This window comes from Microbispora sp. H10949 (assembly GCF_014161435.1).
Taxonomy (GTDB): domain Bacteria; phylum Actinomycetota; class Actinomycetes; order Streptosporangiales; family Streptosporangiaceae; genus Microbispora; species Microbispora triticiradicis.
On sequence record NZ_JABBWZ010000007.1, the window covers coordinates 55,226 to 71,848 of the forward strand.

General features: G+C 70.6%; 14 protein-coding genes. 5 read left to right on the plus strand and 9 right to left on the minus strand.

Going from position 1 to position 16,623, the window contains the following annotated elements; genetic code table 11:
- The first annotated feature begins 44 nt into the window (after positions 1–44).
- Both HHX40_RS19655 and HHX40_RS19660 read left to right on the plus strand, forming a co-directional pair.
- Positions 45–2,132 (plus strand): alpha-galactosidase, encoded by a 2,088-nt coding sequence (locus HHX40_RS19655; RefSeq protein ID WP_182881770.1) that lies wholly within the window; start codon positions 45–47, stop codon positions 2,130–2,132.
- A 107-nt stretch (positions 2,133–2,239) separates the two neighbouring features.
- A complete protein-coding gene (locus HHX40_RS19660; RefSeq protein WP_182881771.1) occupies positions 2,240–3,382 on the plus strand; it encodes a lytic polysaccharide monooxygenase in 1,143 nt (380 codons plus the stop codon).
- A 42-nt stretch (positions 3,383–3,424) separates the two neighbouring features.
- Here the strand turns inward: HHX40_RS19660 and HHX40_RS19665 are convergent, their stop codons facing one another.
- The 5 genes from HHX40_RS19665 to HHX40_RS19685 all read right to left on the minus strand — a co-directional run bounded on the left by HHX40_RS19665 (position 3,425) and on the right by HHX40_RS19685 (position 7,482).
- A complete protein-coding gene (locus tag HHX40_RS19665; protein WP_182881772.1) occupies positions 3,425–4,657 on the minus strand; it encodes a sensor histidine kinase in 1,233 nt (410 codons plus the stop codon).
- Between the two features lie 75 nt (positions 4,658–4,732).
- Positions 4,733–5,392, minus strand: coding sequence for a TetR/AcrR family transcriptional regulator (locus tag HHX40_RS19670; RefSeq protein WP_182881773.1), 660 nt, complete (start codon positions 5,390–5,392; stop codon positions 4,733–4,735).
- Between the two features lie 136 nt (positions 5,393–5,528).
- A complete protein-coding gene (locus HHX40_RS19675) occupies positions 5,529–6,104 on the minus strand; it encodes a copper resistance CopC family protein (RefSeq protein WP_182881774.1) in 576 nt (191 codons plus the stop codon).
- Positions 6,101–6,691, minus strand: coding sequence for a copper resistance CopC family protein (locus HHX40_RS19680; protein ID WP_182881775.1), 591 nt, complete (start codon positions 6,689–6,691; stop codon positions 6,101–6,103). The genes HHX40_RS19675 and HHX40_RS19680 overlap by 4 nt, the downstream gene beginning before the upstream one ends.
- 224 nt (positions 6,692–6,915) lie before the next feature.
- Positions 6,916–7,482, minus strand: coding sequence for an MFS transporter (locus HHX40_RS19685; protein WP_182881776.1), 567 nt, complete (start codon positions 7,480–7,482; stop codon positions 6,916–6,918).
- A 227-nt stretch (positions 7,483–7,709) separates the two neighbouring features.
- On the opposite strand from HHX40_RS19685, the gene HHX40_RS19690 reads away from it, so the two are divergent.
- From HHX40_RS19690 to HHX40_RS19700, 3 genes are all read left to right on the plus strand, one after another.
- The gene (locus tag HHX40_RS19690; RefSeq protein WP_182881777.1) at positions 7,710–8,282 is read left to right on the plus strand and encodes an MFS transporter; all 573 of its coding nucleotides are present in this window, start codon (positions 7,710–7,712) and stop codon (positions 8,280–8,282) included.
- 142 nt (positions 8,283–8,424) lie between these two features.
- Positions 8,425–8,973: a copper chaperone PCu(A)C gene (locus HHX40_RS19695; protein ID WP_220499345.1), complete on the plus strand. Its 549-nt coding sequence runs from the start codon at positions 8,425–8,427 to the stop codon at positions 8,971–8,973.
- Entirely contained in the window at positions 8,966–10,222 is a 1,257-nt protein-coding gene (locus tag HHX40_RS19700; RefSeq protein WP_182881778.1) for a Dyp-type peroxidase, read from the plus strand. The genes HHX40_RS19695 and HHX40_RS19700 overlap by 8 nt, the downstream gene beginning before the upstream one ends.
- 163 nt (positions 10,223–10,385) lie before the next feature.
- Here the strand turns inward: HHX40_RS19700 and HHX40_RS19705 are convergent, their stop codons facing one another.
- The 4 genes from HHX40_RS19705 to HHX40_RS19720 form a co-directional block, all read right to left on the minus strand.
- Positions 10,386–11,279, minus strand: a complete 894-nt coding sequence (locus HHX40_RS19705; RefSeq protein WP_182881779.1) for a hypothetical protein — start codon at positions 11,277–11,279, stop codon at positions 10,386–10,388.
- Entirely contained in the window at positions 11,280–11,678 is a 399-nt protein-coding gene (locus HHX40_RS19710) for a hypothetical protein (protein ID WP_182881780.1), read from the minus strand.
- Positions 11,678–15,217 (minus strand): CHAT domain-containing protein, encoded by a 3,540-nt coding sequence (locus HHX40_RS19715; RefSeq protein ID WP_182881781.1) that lies wholly within the window; start codon positions 15,215–15,217, stop codon positions 11,678–11,680. The genes HHX40_RS19710 and HHX40_RS19715 overlap by 1 nt, the downstream gene beginning before the upstream one ends.
- A gap of 377 nt (positions 15,218–15,594) precedes the next feature.
- Positions 15,595–16,323: a hypothetical protein gene (locus tag HHX40_RS19720; RefSeq protein WP_182881782.1), complete on the minus strand. Its 729-nt coding sequence runs from the start codon at positions 16,321–16,323 to the stop codon at positions 15,595–15,597.
- Positions 16,324–16,623 lie beyond the last annotated feature (300 nt).

A 16,623-nucleotide genomic window follows, 5' to 3' on the forward strand; every position in this document is an offset into this window, starting at 1 on the left:
AGTGCGTCACCCCACCCACCTGCCGGCGCAGGTTCTCCGGGGCCATGCCCACCCGACACCCCTGGCTTGGAGCTTTGGTGATCGCTTTGTCCGCGGACGGCGTCGGCGTCGTCCTCGAACTCGCCGGACCGCGCCCGCCGCGGGTGTTGTACTGGGGTGTCTGCCCAGGACCGCTCACCGGGCTTCCGCCGGTGCCCGGCCAGGATGTGGTGCCCGGCCAAGGCGACGGCTGGTTCGGCCGACCGGTGCTGTCCGGGCGTCACGACAGCGGCTGGCGTCCGTCCCGGTTCGCCTTGGCCGAGGCCGTCACCGTGGACGGAAGCCGTGTCGAGGCGCTTGCCAAGGACCCTGACTGTGGCCTCGACCTGGCCACCGAGATCGAGCTGACGCCTCAGGGTGTGCTGCGGATGCGCCACACGCTCGTCAACACCGCCATCTCGCCGTACACGCTGGATCGCCTGGCCTGCCTGATGCCGCTGCCCGCGCAGGCCGGCGAGGTGCTCGACTTCGCCGGCCGCTGGGCCAGGGAGCGGTCCCCGCAGCGGGCGCCGCTGCGCCAAGGTGCCTGGTCGCGAGAGAACCGCCGTGGCCGGACCTGGTTCGACGCCGGCCCGCTCGTCGTCGGCACTCCGGGGTTCGGGTTCCGGACCGGCGAAGTGTGGGGGGTGCACATCGCCTGGAGCGGCAACCAGGTCCAGTACGTCGAGCGGCTCCCGGAGGGGGACAGCGTGCTCGCCGCCGGCGAGCTGCTCGAACCCGGCGAGGTACGGCTCGGCCAGGGGGAGTCGTACAGTACGCCGTGGGTGTACTTCGCGGCCTCCGACGCCGGTCTGGACGGGTTGAGCCGCCGGTTCCACGCCATGCTGCGCGCCCGGGCGACTCATCCGGGATCGGCGCGCCCGGTGACGATGAACACCTGGGAGGCGGTCTACTTCGACCATCGCGAGGACCGCCTGCTCGCGCTCGCCGACGCCGCGGCGGAGGTGGGCGCCGAGCGGTTCGTCGTCGACGACGGCTGGTTCCGCCACCGCAGGAGCGACGACGCGGGCCTGGGCGACTGGTACGTGGACGAGACCGTCTGGCCCGACGGCCTGCACAAACTGGTCCGGCGGGTACGCGAGCACGGCATGCAGTTCGGGCTGTGGTTCGAACCCGAGATGGCCAACCTCGACTCCGATCTGGTTCGTGCCCATCCGGACTGGCTGCTGGCCGACCCGCGGCGGTGGCCGCTACCCCGACGCAACCAGCACGTTCTGGACCTGGCGCATCCCGAGGTGTACGCCTACCTGCTGGAACGGATCAGCAGCCTGGTGGCCGAGTACGGCATCGACTACATCAAGTGGGATCACAACCGTGACCTGGCCGAGCCCGTGCATGAAGGCGTGCCCGGTACCCATGCGCAGACCGAGGCCGTCTACCGGCTGCTGGACGAGCTGCGCGCCCGGTTCCCCGCGCTGGAAATCGAGTCGTGCTCCTCCGGGGGCGCCCGGGCCGATCTCGGCATTCTGGAGCGCACCGACCGTGTCTGGGGCTCGGACAACATCGACCCCATCGAACGCCAGCACATCCAGCGGTGGACCAGCCTGCTGCTGCCGTACGAGCTGATCGGCTCACACGTCGGCTCCTCCCCATCCCACCTCACCGGGCGCGTCACCACGCTCGGTTTCCGGGCTGCCACCGCTTTGTTCGGACATGCCGGGATCGAGGCCGACATCACCGCATGGGCGCTCACCGAGCGGGCCGCGCTGGCCGAGTGGATCGCCCTGTACAAGGAACTACGCCCACTGCTGCACACCGGCGAGGTGGTGCGGGCCGACCACCCCGACCCTGCCGCATGGGTCCACGGCATCGTGGCCCGCGACCGGAGCCGGGCCGTGTACTCCTATGTGCAGCTGGAGACCGGCGTCGTGGAGCGGACGGCGCCGATGCGACTACCGGGGCTCGACCCCGACGCCGAGTACGTCGTCGAGGCCATCCCCGGCGAGGTGTCCGGCCCGCTCGACCGTCATCCCGACTGGGCGTCGAGCCAGGTGCGGCTCACCGGCCGCGCCCTCGCCGCCATCGGCCTTCCCGCCCCACGGTTCGCCGACAGACCAGGCACCGCCTTCCTGTTTCTCTGCCTCCGGGTCTGAGCGGCAGTGCAGTCGGTGGCGGGCGGTAGAACTCCTGGCGATAAGAGTCGTCTTCCGGCGACCGTCGCTAGGTTCCCTTCACCTCAGTATCAAGGGAGAAAGCGCAAATGCGGTTACCTGTGCTCGACTTTCTGCGTCGCCTGGCCACCACGTCCACCGGGGGCGGCTTGATCCGGCGTCTGTCCCTCGCCGTGGCGGCCGCGCTCCTGGTCAGCCCTGTGCTGGCGTCACCCGCCGCGGCGCACGGTGCGGTCAGCGACCCGCCCGCCCGCCAGTACGGCTGCTACACCCGTTGGGCGAGTGAATGGCAGTCGCCGCGGATGGCGACGGAGGATCCGATGTGCTACAAGGCCTGGCAGGCCGACCCCTCCGCGATGTGGAACTGGAACGGGCTGCTGCGCGACGGCGTCGGCGGCGACTACCAGACCGCCGTCCCCGACGGGCAGCTGTGCAGCGGCGGCCTGACCTTCAACGGCCGGTACGCCGCGATGGACGAACCGGGACCGTGGAAGACGGTGGACAAGCCGAACCGGTTCACCCTCAACCTGCTGGACGGATCGTCCCACGGCGCCGACTTCATCCGTGTGTACGTGACCAAGCAGGGGTTCGACCCGCTGACTCAGCGGCTGAACTGGAGCGACCTGGAACTGGTCACCGAGACGGGCAGGATGCCTACCGGGACCACGACGCCGGTGCAGGTGTACGCGCCCGGCCGCACCGGCCACCACATCGTCTTCACGCTCTGGCAGGCCAGTCACCTCGACCAGTCGTACTACTTCTGCAGTGACGTCAACTTCACCGGCGGTGGGAACCCCTCGCCGAGCCCGTCACCCAGCCCCAGCCCGTCTGCGTCGCCGAGCTCCAGCCCGTCGCCGTCGCCGTCGCCGAGCCCGTCACCGAGCTCCAGCCCGTCGCCGAGCCCCAGCCCCAGCTCGTCCCCGAGCGGTGACCCTGGGCTCGGCTGCTCGGCCACCTACCGAGTCGTCTCGCAATGGCCCGGCGGCTTCCAGGCGGAGGTGCGTGTGGTGGCCGGATCCAGGGCGATCAACGGTTGGAGGGTCGGCTGGACCTTCGCCGGAGACGAGAAGGTCAGCTCGGCGTGGAACGCCACCCTGACGACGAGCGGATCGACCATCGACGCCCGCAACCTCGGATACAACGGCGCACTCGGCGCGGGAACCGGCACCACCTTCGGTCTCCTCGGTACCGGAACCAGCGGCACACCCACCCTCACCTGCACGGCATCCTGATCCATGCCCGGCGGTCCGAGCCGGTCAGCTCCAGGGGAAGCATCACGCCCGCTGGGTGAGATTCCGCTCGCCGATCGCGTTCCGGACGAGGAGTGGCAGCCGGAGGACGAACCGCGCGCCGCGCGGGGAGTCCTCGATGCGCAGGCTTCCCCGATGGGCGTGGGCGATGTCGCGAGAGATGGCGAGCCCCAGCCCGGTGCCGCCGGCGTCCCGGCGCCGCCCCTCGTCCAGTCGGGTGAATCGCTCGAAGACCCGCTCACGGTCAGCGAGGGCGATGCCGTTCCCGTCGTCGGTCACGGAGAGGACCGCCTGGCCGTCGGCGGATCCGACGCAGACCGTGACGCCGGTCGCCGCGTGCCGCCGCGCGTTGCTCAGCAGGTTGCCGACCAGCCGGATCAGCTGGATCCTCGAGCCGTGCGCCCACACGTCCCCGGTGGCGTAGAGCTCCACCGGCGTGCCGCCGAAGTGGGCGTCCACCTCCTCGGTGACCAGCGCCACGAGGTCGATCGGCTCGTGCGGCGCCGGCTGCCCTCCGCGTAGTCCGGCCATCGTCAGCAGGTCCTGCACGATCGCCTCCAGCCGGCCGGTGGCCGACAGTGCCCCCCGGATGGTGTCGCGGGGGTCGACGTGATCGGGGTGGAGCAGTGCTTCCTCCAGTTGCACCCGCAGCCCGGCGATCGGTGTCCTGAGCTCGTGGGAGGTGACGGAGGCGAGCTGGCGCTGCTGCTCGGCCGGGCGCAGCGCCCGGCCGATGATCCACCACATGAGGCGGCCGCCCAGCAGGATGACGAGGAATGCGGCCCCAGCGATGAGGTATTCGAGTCGGTGCGTCGCGATAAGGGGCCGCTCGACCGTGCCGGCGTAGACGACGGGAGATTCGGGGGCCGGTGACACGCGGTTGGCCATGAGCAGGAGGCACGGCTCGCCCGGGTGGCACTCGACCCGCCGCTGGAGCCGGTCGTCGGGTGCGGGCCGTAACGTGCTCAGCCGTGGCCGCTCCGTCGCGCCCGGGCTTGCCTCCACGACCCTGCCGCGTGCGTCCACCAGTTGGACCAGGTCGACAGTGCCGGAGACGGAGTCGGGATTCGGCAGCACGCCGCCGCGCACCTGCGCGCTCCACTGGGCGGCGACCTGCTCGGCGTCAAAGAACACCTGGTCTTCGACCCTGTATCGGATCGCCAGGTCCAGGCTCACGCCGCCCAGGACCGTGAGCAGGAGCAGCAGCATCGTCGCCGCTGTCGTGTAGTACGTCTGCATCGAGTGCAGAGACGGCATCTGCTTCACCATTCTCCTGCCGCACCCGGTGGACCACCACCATGGGCAAATTGGACGATTTCGTCCACCTTGGGGTCAGTTGTCCGCTTGTGTCAAGCTGGCGACAGGGGTCTTGACCTGGGCTTTTATGTGGTCCAGTGCCATGTCGAGGGCGACGACGAGGGGTCGTTCGTCCTGCATGGTCTCGGCGAGCAGGTAGCCGCCCTGCATGGCGGCGATGAAGGCGACGGCGAGTTTCGCGGGGTCCGCGCCGGGGTCGAGCTCGCCGCTCTCCCGCATGCGGGCGAGGCCGTCCGCGAGCAGTTCCTGCCACCTGGCGAAGACGGCCGCCAGGGACTGGCGGGCGTCGTCGTAGCGGCAGGCGAGTTCGGTGGCCAGGGAGCCGATGGGGCATCTGTAGGGCACTTCGCGCTCCCAATGGCCCGTCACGATGGAGTCACGCCATCTCTCGAGATCCCGCATCGAGCGCACTTGGTCGAGTTGCGGCTTCTGAGAGGAGACCAGGTGGTTCTCCCGCATCGCGATCACCTCGGTGATCAGTGCTTCCTTGTCCGGGAAGTAGTGATAGAGCTGCGACTTGCTGACGCCGCAGGCGTCCACCACCTGATCGAGGGTCGTCGCCGTCACCCCCTGCCGGAACATCAGGTTCGCCGCGGTCGTGACGATGCGCGCGCGAGTGGCCGCCCCGCGGGCGGTGAGCCGCGGAGAATCATTCCCCGGCCTTCGAACGGCCATGTGGAACCCCACCTTCCGGCGCGCCGGCCCGCTGGAGCCATGCCGGAGGAACGGCCTTGACAATTACTGACATACCACCACAAACTAGACGAAATCGTCCAATCCTTCGCCGGGATCGTCCGACGGTCACCCGCTGTCAGGACCACTTTTTGTGAGCGGGTCTCCTCCACCACATCAGCAGTGCCCCGGCTCCGGCGAGTGCCACCCCTGCCATGGCCGCCCATGTCCAGCCGGAGAGGCCGCCCTGCTCGTCCGTCTCGCCCATCGCGCTCGCAGGCGTACGTGACGGCGCCGGAGCGCTGGACACGGGGGCGCTGGACACGGGGGCGGTCTGCAGTGGAGCCGTCGATGACCGCACGGTGAACGGGATCTCTCCTTCGATGGGACGGCCATCGGCGGAGACGACGCGCCAGACGACGGTGTAGCTGCCGGAGGGAAGCGGCTCGTCGACGTCCACGAGCACCTTGGCGCCGCGGGTTCGGGGTGTGCCGGACGGAAAGCGCCGCCCGGCCGCGTCGTGCAGGAGCACGACGGGATAGCGCACGTCGTTGTTGAACTCCAGCTCGACGAGGTCGAGGCCGGAGACCACGGCGTTGCTGACGGGTGTGCTCGATCGCAGGGTGTCGTGTGCCAGCGCCGGTGCGGCGAACACTCCCAGGGCGGCCCACAGAAGGCCGAGGAGCAGAAACGCTCTGGCTGGTTTCCCTGTCACTCGCCCTCACCGTTCTCGTGACCCGATGGGCGGTCCTCCGAGTTGCCCGGGAGGGGTGGTGTCGCCGGTTTCCTGGCCCGCGCCACCAGGACGGCGGCTGCCCCGAGAACCGCGGTCGCGACCACCCAGATCCAGCCCGGTGTGCCGGTCTCCTGGTCCGGGCGGTCCCCTCCGGCCACCGGGGTGGCGGCCGGCGCCGTGCCTCCGGCCGATGCCACCGATGACGATCGGACGACGAACGGTATCTCCCCTTGGATGGGGTGGCCGTCGGAGGAGACGACCCGCCAGGCGATGGTGTAGCCGCCCGGGGGAAGCGGGCCTGCGACCGATTCCGTCACCGTGGAGTCGCTGACGCGGGGAGTCCCCGATTCGAAGCGGCGTCCGGTCGCGTCATGCAGGACGACCACGGGAAAGCTGACATGCGCGCTGAACTCCAGCTTGATCTCGTCGAGCCCGGAGACGACGGCGTTCGCGGCGGGTGTGCTCTTCTTCAGGCTGTCGTGTGCGAACGCGGGTGCGGCGAGAACCACCGCGAAGAGGCACGAGATGCCGAACAGGAGAACCGCTCTGGGTGAGGGACGCTTCACGACAGGCTCCAGGCATATGGGGAGGCCGTGGCCCGGCGTGTAACGGCGGACAGCGGTGTCATCGGGAGTCTCCAGTCATCGTGTGCGAGTACCTGCGGGCGCGCGGGCCGCACGGACCGGCATGAGCGGTCCGCGGGGCGTCGAGGCGAGCCGCTTTCGCGGGCAGGCGTGACGTCCAAGCGAGTAGGCCGCGCGAAGGAACCCTCAGAAGGGCTCGGAGAAAATCACAGGAACACGAGAACCGGCGGTCCGCGCCGGATGACGGCGTGTCGCAGGACAGCCGCGCCCCGGGGCTCGCGGTCGAGGTCGTACGACGCGAGCCGGGGGCGGGGGCGTAGGCGGGCAAAGACGTGGAACACCGCGAGCACGGCCCGGAGCCAGCGGATCGCTCCCGTGCCGATCCTGCGCAGGATCGACCACAGCGCCGCCTCGCCCCGCGACAGCCACCACCCCGTGACCAACGCCGCGGTGACATGCGCGGTGAGCATCCCGGCGCCCACCCCCAGCCGGTGCGAGTGCGCCACGGCCGACTCCACCGACGGCGAGAGGGACGCGAGGAGTTCGTGCAGGAATGCCTGGGCTGACAGGAGCAGGCCGATGACGACCCATGGCGACCGCTCCCGGCCCGCCATCGCCGTGGCGGTGGCCATGACGGCCGCTCCGCCCACGAGAAGGGCGGGGAGAGGCGGGGCGGCCCCGCCGGCGAACCAGTGCGCGCCTACGGCGAGGAGCACGCAGACGACCGTGAAGGCGGCCGACCGCGCGAGTCGCAGGGGTAAGGCGGCGCGCATGATGAAAACGACTATCGCACAGAGGCTGGTCAGCCCCGATACCACGCCGTCCGCTCGTTCATGACGGGCTCGGGCCACTGCACGAGGGCGGAATCGCGGTGCCGGGCGACAGGCCCTTTCGTTCTCACCGGCGCTCGCGCTCTTTCAGGACGTATTCGACCCGGTCGTGGCGTATGTCACCGTACGCACTGGGGGGCGGGGAGGCGTTGTGCGATGATTGCGGCGCCATGACAGCTAGCATGCCCTTCCGTGCCGTACGGGCCGCCGCGTTCGCCGCGGTCTCGGTGGCGCTCGGCGTCGGGGCGCATGCTGTCGGCGGCGGGTCGGTCTCCGCGCTCGCCGTTCTCGTGGCCCTGCTCGTCGCCTTCCTGCCCGCGCACGCCCTCGCGCGGCGTGAGCGGACGCTGGCCGTGATCCTGCCGGCCCTGGCGGCCTCGCAGGCGGCGCTCCACCTGCTGTTCTCGTTCGCGCACACCCTGGAACCGGTCACCGCCGGCTCCACGATGCACGGCGGGCATGTCCACTCCGGGCTGGTGCCCGGCCTGGGCATGCTGGTCATGCACGGCTGGGCGGTCGCGCTGACGGCGGCGTGGCTGGCGCGTGGCGAGACCCTGCTCTGGGCGCTGCTGCGCCGGCTGGCCGTCCGGCTGCGCATCGTGCTCGCCGTCTTCCCGGACCCGGCGTACGGCGCGGTCGTCGTCCCGGTGATCGAGCGCCGGGTGGTCGCTCGGCCGGTCGTGCTCGGCCATTCGGTGGGCCGGCGCGGCCCTCCTGGCACCGTTCGCACTGTTCCTGCCTGACCGTCACCTGGTCGGCGGGCTCTCTCTGATGTGACCGGCACCCCCCCCTCAGCGGCGGGTGCGTCCGACGTGCGCTCGCGTACGCCGAAATCGTTCAGTGCAGCGGTACCAGTCACCGGCTCAGCCGGGTGAAGGGATCTTCATGTTCTCCCGTGTCATGCTCGTCGTTCTCAGCCTGGGCGCAGTGACGGCCACGGCGGCCTGCGGTTCCGAGGAGCCGTCCTCCGCCTCGGCGGCGTCGCCGTCGGCGGTGGCGGCTTCTCCGTCATCCGCCCCGGCCGCGCTCAGCATCACCGACCCGTGGGTCAAGACCGCCAAGAAGGGGATGACCGCCGCCTTCGGCACGCTGGTCAACAACTCCGATTCGGACGTCACCGTCATCGCCGGCAGCACGCCCGCGGCACCCATGGTGGAGTTGCACGAGGTCGTGGAGTCCAAGGGCAAGATGGTGATGCGGCCGAAGAAGGGCGGTTTCGTGGTTCCCGCCCACGGCTCCCACGTCCTGCAGCCCGGCGGCGACCACATCATGGTCATGGACGTGCCCTCCGAGATCAAGCCGGGGTCCGAGGTGCCGTTCACGCTGGAGCTCAAGGGGGGCGGTACCTACACCTTCACGGCTCTGGGCAAGGACTTCGCCGGCGCCAAGGAGAACTACCAGCCGGGCGCCGACATGGGCGGCATGGATGAGTGAGCGGCATGACGAGGCGGAGCGTCTCCCCCGCCCGCGCCTGAGCCGCAGGGCTCTGCTGTCCGGCGGCGCCGTGGTGGCCGCCGCCGCGACGAGCGGGGCCGTCGTGGCGCGGGCGAGCGCCGACGACACGAGTACGGCCGGCCGTACCGTCGATCCGGAGGGGAACTCGCCCCGGGCGACGGCGGTGGAGCCGTTCCACGGAGCCCACCAGGCCGGTGTCGCGACGGCGCCGCAGGCGCACGCCGCGTTCGTGGCGTTCGACCTGCGGTCGGGCTCGGACCGGGAGAGTGTGGCGCGGCTGATGCGCGTGCTCACCGACGACGCCAGGCGCATCACCCAGGGACAGCCCGCGCTCGCCGACACCGAGCCCCATCTGGCCGTGCTGCCCGCCCGGCTGACCGTCACCTTCGGCTTCGGACCGGGTCTGTTCGCGGCCACCAAGACGTCTGATCAGCGGCCGGAGTCCGTCGCTCCCCTCCCCGCGTTCGGCATCGACCGGCTGAAGGACCGGTGGACGGGCGGCGACCTGCTCGTCCAGATCTGCGCGGACGACCCGCTCACCGTCACCCACGCGCTGCGGGTGCTCGTCAAGGACGCCCGGTCGTTCGCGAAGGTCCGCTGGACCCAGCGGGGCTTCCGGCGGGCCGCGCACTCCCAGCAGCCCCACACCACACAGCGCAACGTGATGGGACAGCTCGACGGGACCGTCAACCCCGTTGCCGGCACACCCGACTTCGATCGGGCGGTCTGGTTCGCCGGGGAGCAGGAGTGGCTGCGGGGCGGGACCACCCTGGTACTGCGGCGCATCCGCGCCGAGATGGAGACCTGGGACGCCGCCGACACCGTCGCCAAGGAGTTCACGATCGGCCGCCGCCTCACCGACGGCGCTCCGCTCACCGGCGCCCGCGAGCACGACGAACCGGACCTCGCGCGTCTCACCCCCGCCGGGCTGCCGGTCATCTCCGAGTACGCCCATATCCGCCGGGCGCACGTGGCCGACCCGGGCGCGCGCATCCTCCGTCGTGTCTACAACTACGACGAGGGGGTTTCCGCCGACGGCACCGCCGACACCGGGCTGTTGTTCGCCTCCTACCAGGCCGACATCGCCCGGCAGTTCATCCCGATTCAGGAGCGGCTGGCCGAGGCGGACCTGCTGAACGAGTGGACGACGCCGATCGGCTCCGCCGTGTTCGCCGTTCCTCCCGGCTGCGGCCCGGAGGGGTGGATCGGAGAGACGTTGCTGTCCTGACGCCGCCGGCCGCTCGCGCTCGGCCCGCCGCCGGCCGAGCCTGCTGTGGTGAGCAGGTTCGGCCGATGAGCGGGCACCGGCATGGTGGATCCGGACCCGTTCCGGATCCACCGCAGGGCAGCATCACGATCCCATCCTCGGTATGGGTGCGCGGCCACGTGCCCTAATCCAGGGAAAGCGGAACCGCCTCGTCGGAACCACGCCACAGATACGCCGTCAGCCGGCGGCCGGTGGAGTGCTCGGCGGCGGCGTTCTCCGGCGGGGGCCAGCGCAGCTGGCGGTAGAGGGCGGTCCGATGCAGGTCGAAGGCCGCCTCCTGCAGGTCGCCGAGCTCGATCACGCATCGGACGGCGCCCCGATACGAGAGCCAGGCCGCCAGCACGCCGACCGGGGCCGCCCACCACGCCATCGGTGTCCAGGCGACGAACGCCACACTCCAAAGCCAGGCGGTGACCTGGGCCTCCAGCCGCCCGCGCGCCCTGGCCAGCTCCTGCCGGGTGTCTTCGGGCATCACCAGCCACAGCCGGGACCAGCATCGCACCGGGTCCAACCCGTATTTCTCCCTGGGCCATCGCTCCGCGGCGGCCAGTGCGTTGCCCAGGCGGGTCGGCAGGCACCGCTGTGGGTCGATCGGCATGGTGCGCAGCCACGCGTCCAACGTCACGAACTCCTGCTCCTCCGCCCAGGCGCGGTTACGAGAGGCGAGCACCTGCCAGCGCGCCTCGCGCCGGGCGACGCGACTGGCCCACCTGCGCGCCATCGGGCGCGTCACCCAGCCCAGTCGGGGAAGCCACCGGCCGGAGAGAAGGGTGAGCGCCGGATCCGTCAGGCGTCTGGCCAGCAGCCCTGACAGCAGCACCACCACCAGGACGGACGCGGTCCACCACGAAGTCACGTGCTGCGTGATCCATCGCTCGGCCGCCTGGGGCCCCCAACCGTTGCGGAAGAGCCAGACCAGCCCGCTTCCCAGCCAGAACAGCGCCGCCGGCAGGAGGACGACATTCGCCCACCGTTCCGCGATCCTGTCCGTCAGGCCCTTCCACAGACCGTCCACCACCTATGTCTCCGAATCCGGCGTACGGACGAGAGGCTTGTCGTGTTCCGGGCACGCGGGAACGGCCTGCCCCACGGCACGGCGGCGCCATCGATGATCGCATTCCGGGCAGACGTAGGTCTCGGAGTGCACAACGCCCCCGGTGCCGGTCAGCGGGTAGTACGCGGCACCGGGATCGCGTAGTCCGCCGTCGTGTGTCCGCCCCAGGTAGGAATACGCCCACTCGCGGGTGGCGGGCCACCGCTGCAGCAGGGTCAGGATCTCCTGCTCGACCTCCGTGCTCCGCGCGAGCAGCCGGCCGAGGGCGGTGTCCACCTCCTCCGCCTCCGCACCGAGCAGCGCCGGAAGTTCCGGCCTGATGGCCTTCGCCAGGTCGACGACCGAGCGCGCGTGGCCGGTCATCACGCCCCCATGTAGGTGAAGGCGGCCCAGTACGCGGGGTGGGCGAAGTCTCGCCCGGTGCCCCACACTTCCCGCAGCGGCTCCGGAATCGGGGCGTACCTGTCCATGATCTCGGGATAGGCCGACCGCAGCTCGCGGTTGGTGGCGTCGCGCAGCCAGCGCTGTGCCGTACGCAGCGCCTCGGCCGGATGGGCCCCGTCCCGCCACAGAATGTAGAACCGGCTGAGCAGCAGCGCGGTGCTCACATCCGGCACTCGCCACATCGACCCGATGACTCCGGCGGCGCCGCCCTGCAGGAAGCCGGTGGCGATACCGACCACCTCGTCGGCGAGTTCCACGTGCGGCAGCGACGTCTCACACGCGGACAGGACCACGAGCCGGCGTGTCCCGGCCGGCCTGGCGAGCAGGTCGCGCAGGGTCAGGCGCTCATCGTGGGCGAGCAACAGGTAGCTGTCCAGGACCTGCCCCCAGTCCGCGTAGCCGTGGCAGGCGAAGTGCTGCACCGTGTGGCCGTCCAGCGCGGCCAGCACCGCCTGCCGGGAGGCCTCTTCCCCGGTCAGGCGACTGCCCTCCGGAAATCTCGCACAGCCGGCGTCGATCTCGTACCGCGAGTACCGCAGCGGGGCCGCGGCCACCGGTTGCGGGTCCTCGACGGCGAGAAGTGCGGCAGGCGCCGGGACGGCCGTCGAAGCGGCTCGGTCCGCGGCGGCACGGGCCTTGGCGCTCGGGGCGAAGACGAGGGGCAGGTGGTCGAGCGCGAAACGGCGGCCGGTCGCCGTTTCGGCGTCGGGGGTCCAGGCGACGTGCAGCGGCAGCGAGGCGATCATCCCCGTCGGGATCAGCGTCAGTTCGGCGCAGTCGGGCACGAAATCGAGCAGCGGCTCCATGATCGCTTCCCACATCCAGGCGGTGGTGTCGTCGAGGGCCCGGTGCCAGCGGTGGAGGTCGGTGGCCGCACGTTCGTAGTCCTGGAAGTACCGTGTCATGCGCGGGCGGAGCTCAGCCCAGGTCAGCGCGGGCAGGGCATGGACGCGGACCGATTCGCCGATCACCAGCAACGCGAAGCCGGCCTCGATGCCGGGGACCACGTACAGCAACGGGCCGAGCCGTGCCGCGTTCGAGACGTCCCGGGCGGCGTCGGGCAGGCGGAAGCGCTCGAATCCGGGCACGGATCTGATGCGCAGCAGCACCTCCTCGCGGTGCCGCCTCGCCTCGGCGAACGCGTGCGCCGGCGGCCGGTCGTCTCCGGGCATGGGCTCCAGGCTCAGGCTCTGCATTCCGCGCAGCGTCGCGGCCGCCGAGCGGTACGCCTCGGCGAGTGCCGGGTGCGCCCGCGCGAGCCGGTCGGTCTCCGCGGCGTCCTCACCGAGCGCGTCGGCCAGCAGCCGGGTTCTGCCGCGTTCCAGCGCGACGACGGCACCCCACGGGTCGCCCGCGCGCACGTGTGCGGCGGCCGCCGCCGCGGCCAGCCCTTCGGCCTGCCTCAGCCATTGCTGCTTGTGCTCCCGCACGGAACTCTCGTCGACGAGCCGGTCCAGCGCGTCGAGGGCATAGCCGTACGTCTCCGCCGCTTCGTCCCAGCGACCCCGATGGGACGACTGGTCCCCCCAGCCCCGCGCCAAGCGCATGACGGCGAGCGGATACTGGTCGACGCCCGCGGCACTGGCCTCCCGCAGCAGCCCGAGCCCGCGGGCCAGGGCGGCGGGATCCGCGGTGAGTTCGTAGAGTTTGGCGTAACCCATAGCGAGGTTGATCCGATACGCCGCGCCGTTGGCCGCCTCGACCGGGCACAGCGCGCACGCCTCCTCCATGAGCCCCACAAGCCGGCGCATGCCGGGTTCGGACTTCTCGTGGCCGGAGCGCTGCATGACGCACTGGGCGAGGTTGACCAGATGACGGGCCCTGTCGAGGCCCTTGCTCCGGCTGACCGCCTCTTCCAGGAGTCGCTCGGCGCGGTCGAGGAAATCCTCGACGTGTGTGTCCGGTTCGTGCACGTGCCGCAGGATCAGGGCTGCCGCGAGGTTCCCGAGCCGGACCTCGCGGTCAGGGGAGTTCTCCGGCGTGTGGGTCAGCAGGTCCTCCAGGATCCGGATCGCCTCCGCACCGACCGCAGAGTCGCCGAAAGCCTGATATTTGTCCATGAGGCACGAACCCAGGGTGAACAGCGCCGTGTCATTCCCGGTGGATGACCTTCGCCCCGCGGTGGCCTCACGCAGGAGGTCGATCGCCTCCTCCAGCGTCGCGACGTCCCCCGTGCTCATGTACAACTGCCGCAGGTCGATGCCGAGGTTGCAGACCATCGACACCCGCCCCGGGCCGGTCTCGTACGCCAGGCCCTCGCGGTGCAGCGCCACGGCCTGGCGGAGGTCGCCGATGCGACCCTTCGCCTGGTACAGCACACGAAGAGTGTGGCCATACCCCTCCAGTGCGGTCGAGTAGAGGGAATCGCCGGGCCGGACCAGCCCCAGCATCTCCTCGTGGGCCCGCGAGCAGAGGGTGAGATCCTCAGGGGTGTCGCGCGCTACGTACCGCCGGCGCAGGGCCACGCCGAGACCATGCAGGTGGTAAGGGCGGATCTCGGCGTCCGGCGCCACCCGGTCGAGGGCATCCCGGTGTATGTCGATCGCCCGATCGAGGTCCGCGGGGTCGCCGGCCTCGTCGTAGCGAACGCGCAGGCACACGGCCAGCCCGTTGCGCCTCGACGCCCACTCCGCCGACTCCGTGGGCACTTGCGCGGCGGCCCATTCGGCCATGGAAACGGCCATGGACAAGTCGTCCGGGTCGCGAGAGAGCCGATGCCGGCTGCGGAGAATCTGGACCATCGCGCTCGCCGCGCCGCCAGGCTCTTCCGGATCCGGGTAGACCCCCTCGTGCAGCAGCCGAAAAGCGGTGAGGCTCAGGTCGATCGCTTCCAGGGACGACTCGATCTCGCCCACGTCGTGGGCGCCGACCCCGACGTCGTGCAGCGCCGCGCCCCCCAGTGCGGCGGTGCCGGGGTCCGCCCGTGCCGCCTCCTCCACCAGCGCCACGGCCTCCCGCAGCCCGGCCAGGTCATGCTCCTCGGCCAGCGCCTGGGCCAGGCCGATCATGAACGCCGACCGGTACGCCGAGGAAGCGGGCAGGAGCCGGATGGCGGTCCGGATCACGGCGGCGGCCCTCGCCGCCTGGCCGGGCATGCGCCTCAGGGCACCGCCCATGTTGTACTGAGCCACCGCGCGCAACAGAAGGTGGTCGCGGCGGACCGCCGGGTCCTCCGCGACCCTCGCCCACAGGGCGGCCAGTTCTTCCAGGGCCGTACGGTCACCCGCGGAATGCCGCTGCTCCAGTTCAGCCGCCCGCCGCACGAGGGGCTCCACCGATTCGGGGGCGGTGACCAGGCTGCCGCCCGCGGCCTCGACCGCGTTGACGATGCCGAATTCTCTGCATATCTGCAGGAAATCACGCCACAACGGTAGCTTTTTCGCGAATTCGTGATAGCCCATCGACTCCGAGTGCTTGATCAACTCGGCGAACCACATATCGACTTCTGGATCGTACAAAATGGGATTCTGTTGAACCGTCGCCGCGGCTTCGTCCCAATCGCGACTGGACACAAGTTGGGTGATCGTCTCGATCAGGCGCTCTTGCTCCTCGGGTTCCTGCAGACGGCCGACGTTCTCGGGAGCCACGAAACCTCCACGGTGACCGGGCCCGCGCTTGCCGATCCCGGGCGCAGGCCTGATGGCATTATGAGCGCTGCGGACCCGGTCGGGGAAGGCTCGTTTCCCAGCCGCTTTATGCCTTGTTTCCCGCTCAATCGCCGGTCGCCGCTCGCCTGCGCACGGTGTGAAATCCGGCGCGGCGCAGCGGGCACGGCACCGTGGAAGGTGCCGTGCCCGCCTGTACGCGCTGGTCGTGCCAGTGATGTCGCGCGGGCTCAGCCGCAGTGGAGGAACGCGGTCGTGGTGCCCGCGGTGGTGACGAGGCCCGCCTTCACGTCGAGGACCACGATGGGGGCCGGCCCCGTCTGGTAGCTGCGGCACCAGACGTCCGCGACGTACTGCCATCCCGGCAGATTGCCGGAGGCGTCGGCGGTCCGCGTACCCAGTACGAACGGCCCGGTCGTGCCGATCCCGACCGCGTAGAACCATATTGTGCCGTTGGGCGTGAGCCCGCTGCCGTTGGCGTACAGGCGGCCACCGGTCTGGTTGAGCGAGGTGGAGATGCTGACGCCGCCGTGCGGCGTCCCGCCCGGGTCCGCCAGTCGCAGGACGGCGTTGGAGTTGTCGCTGTAGGCCTGGTCGCGGCTCGCCGGCGGCACGCAGACGTGGTCCGAGGGCCGCGTCTCACGCCAGACGTAGCCCTGCTTGCAGGTGTCGGGCCCGTAGGGGCCGCCGTTCGGCTCCCGGCGGGACGGGCCCAGTGCGTTCTCCGTCGCGGTCTGGGTGCGAATCGCCGGCGTCACGCAGACCTGGTCGCCCGCGTAGGCCTCCCGCCACACATACCCGCTCGCACAGGTGTACGGCCCGTACGGCTGGCCGGCCGCCGCCGGTGAACTGGTCACCACCAGGCTGGTCAGCAGTGCGACCACGGCGGTCAGCCACGCCGGCACGCGCCACAGGGCGCCGGAGCCGGATTTCCCGGTTACCCTTCTTTCGCCACGCATCTTTCCTCCTCGGTTATCCGGGTCGAAACGGCCGGCCAAAACGGCCGCGACGCCTCGGAAAGTGACGCGAATCAACGCCATCGTGGTCCGAGTTCGGCAGGGAGATTTGCGCCCTTCCTGTGTTCCACATACAGGTATCTCGCAGTGAATATGCGTGTCAAAGGCGGCGTATTGCGAGTAATGCGATACGTGGCAAGGTGATTCGTGAGAGGACTGAGTCGCCGTGGTAGCGCGCACGTTCCGTGCCGGAGTGGGTCGCGTCCCGGTCCGATACGACGCTGAAATTTCAGACCGGCACCC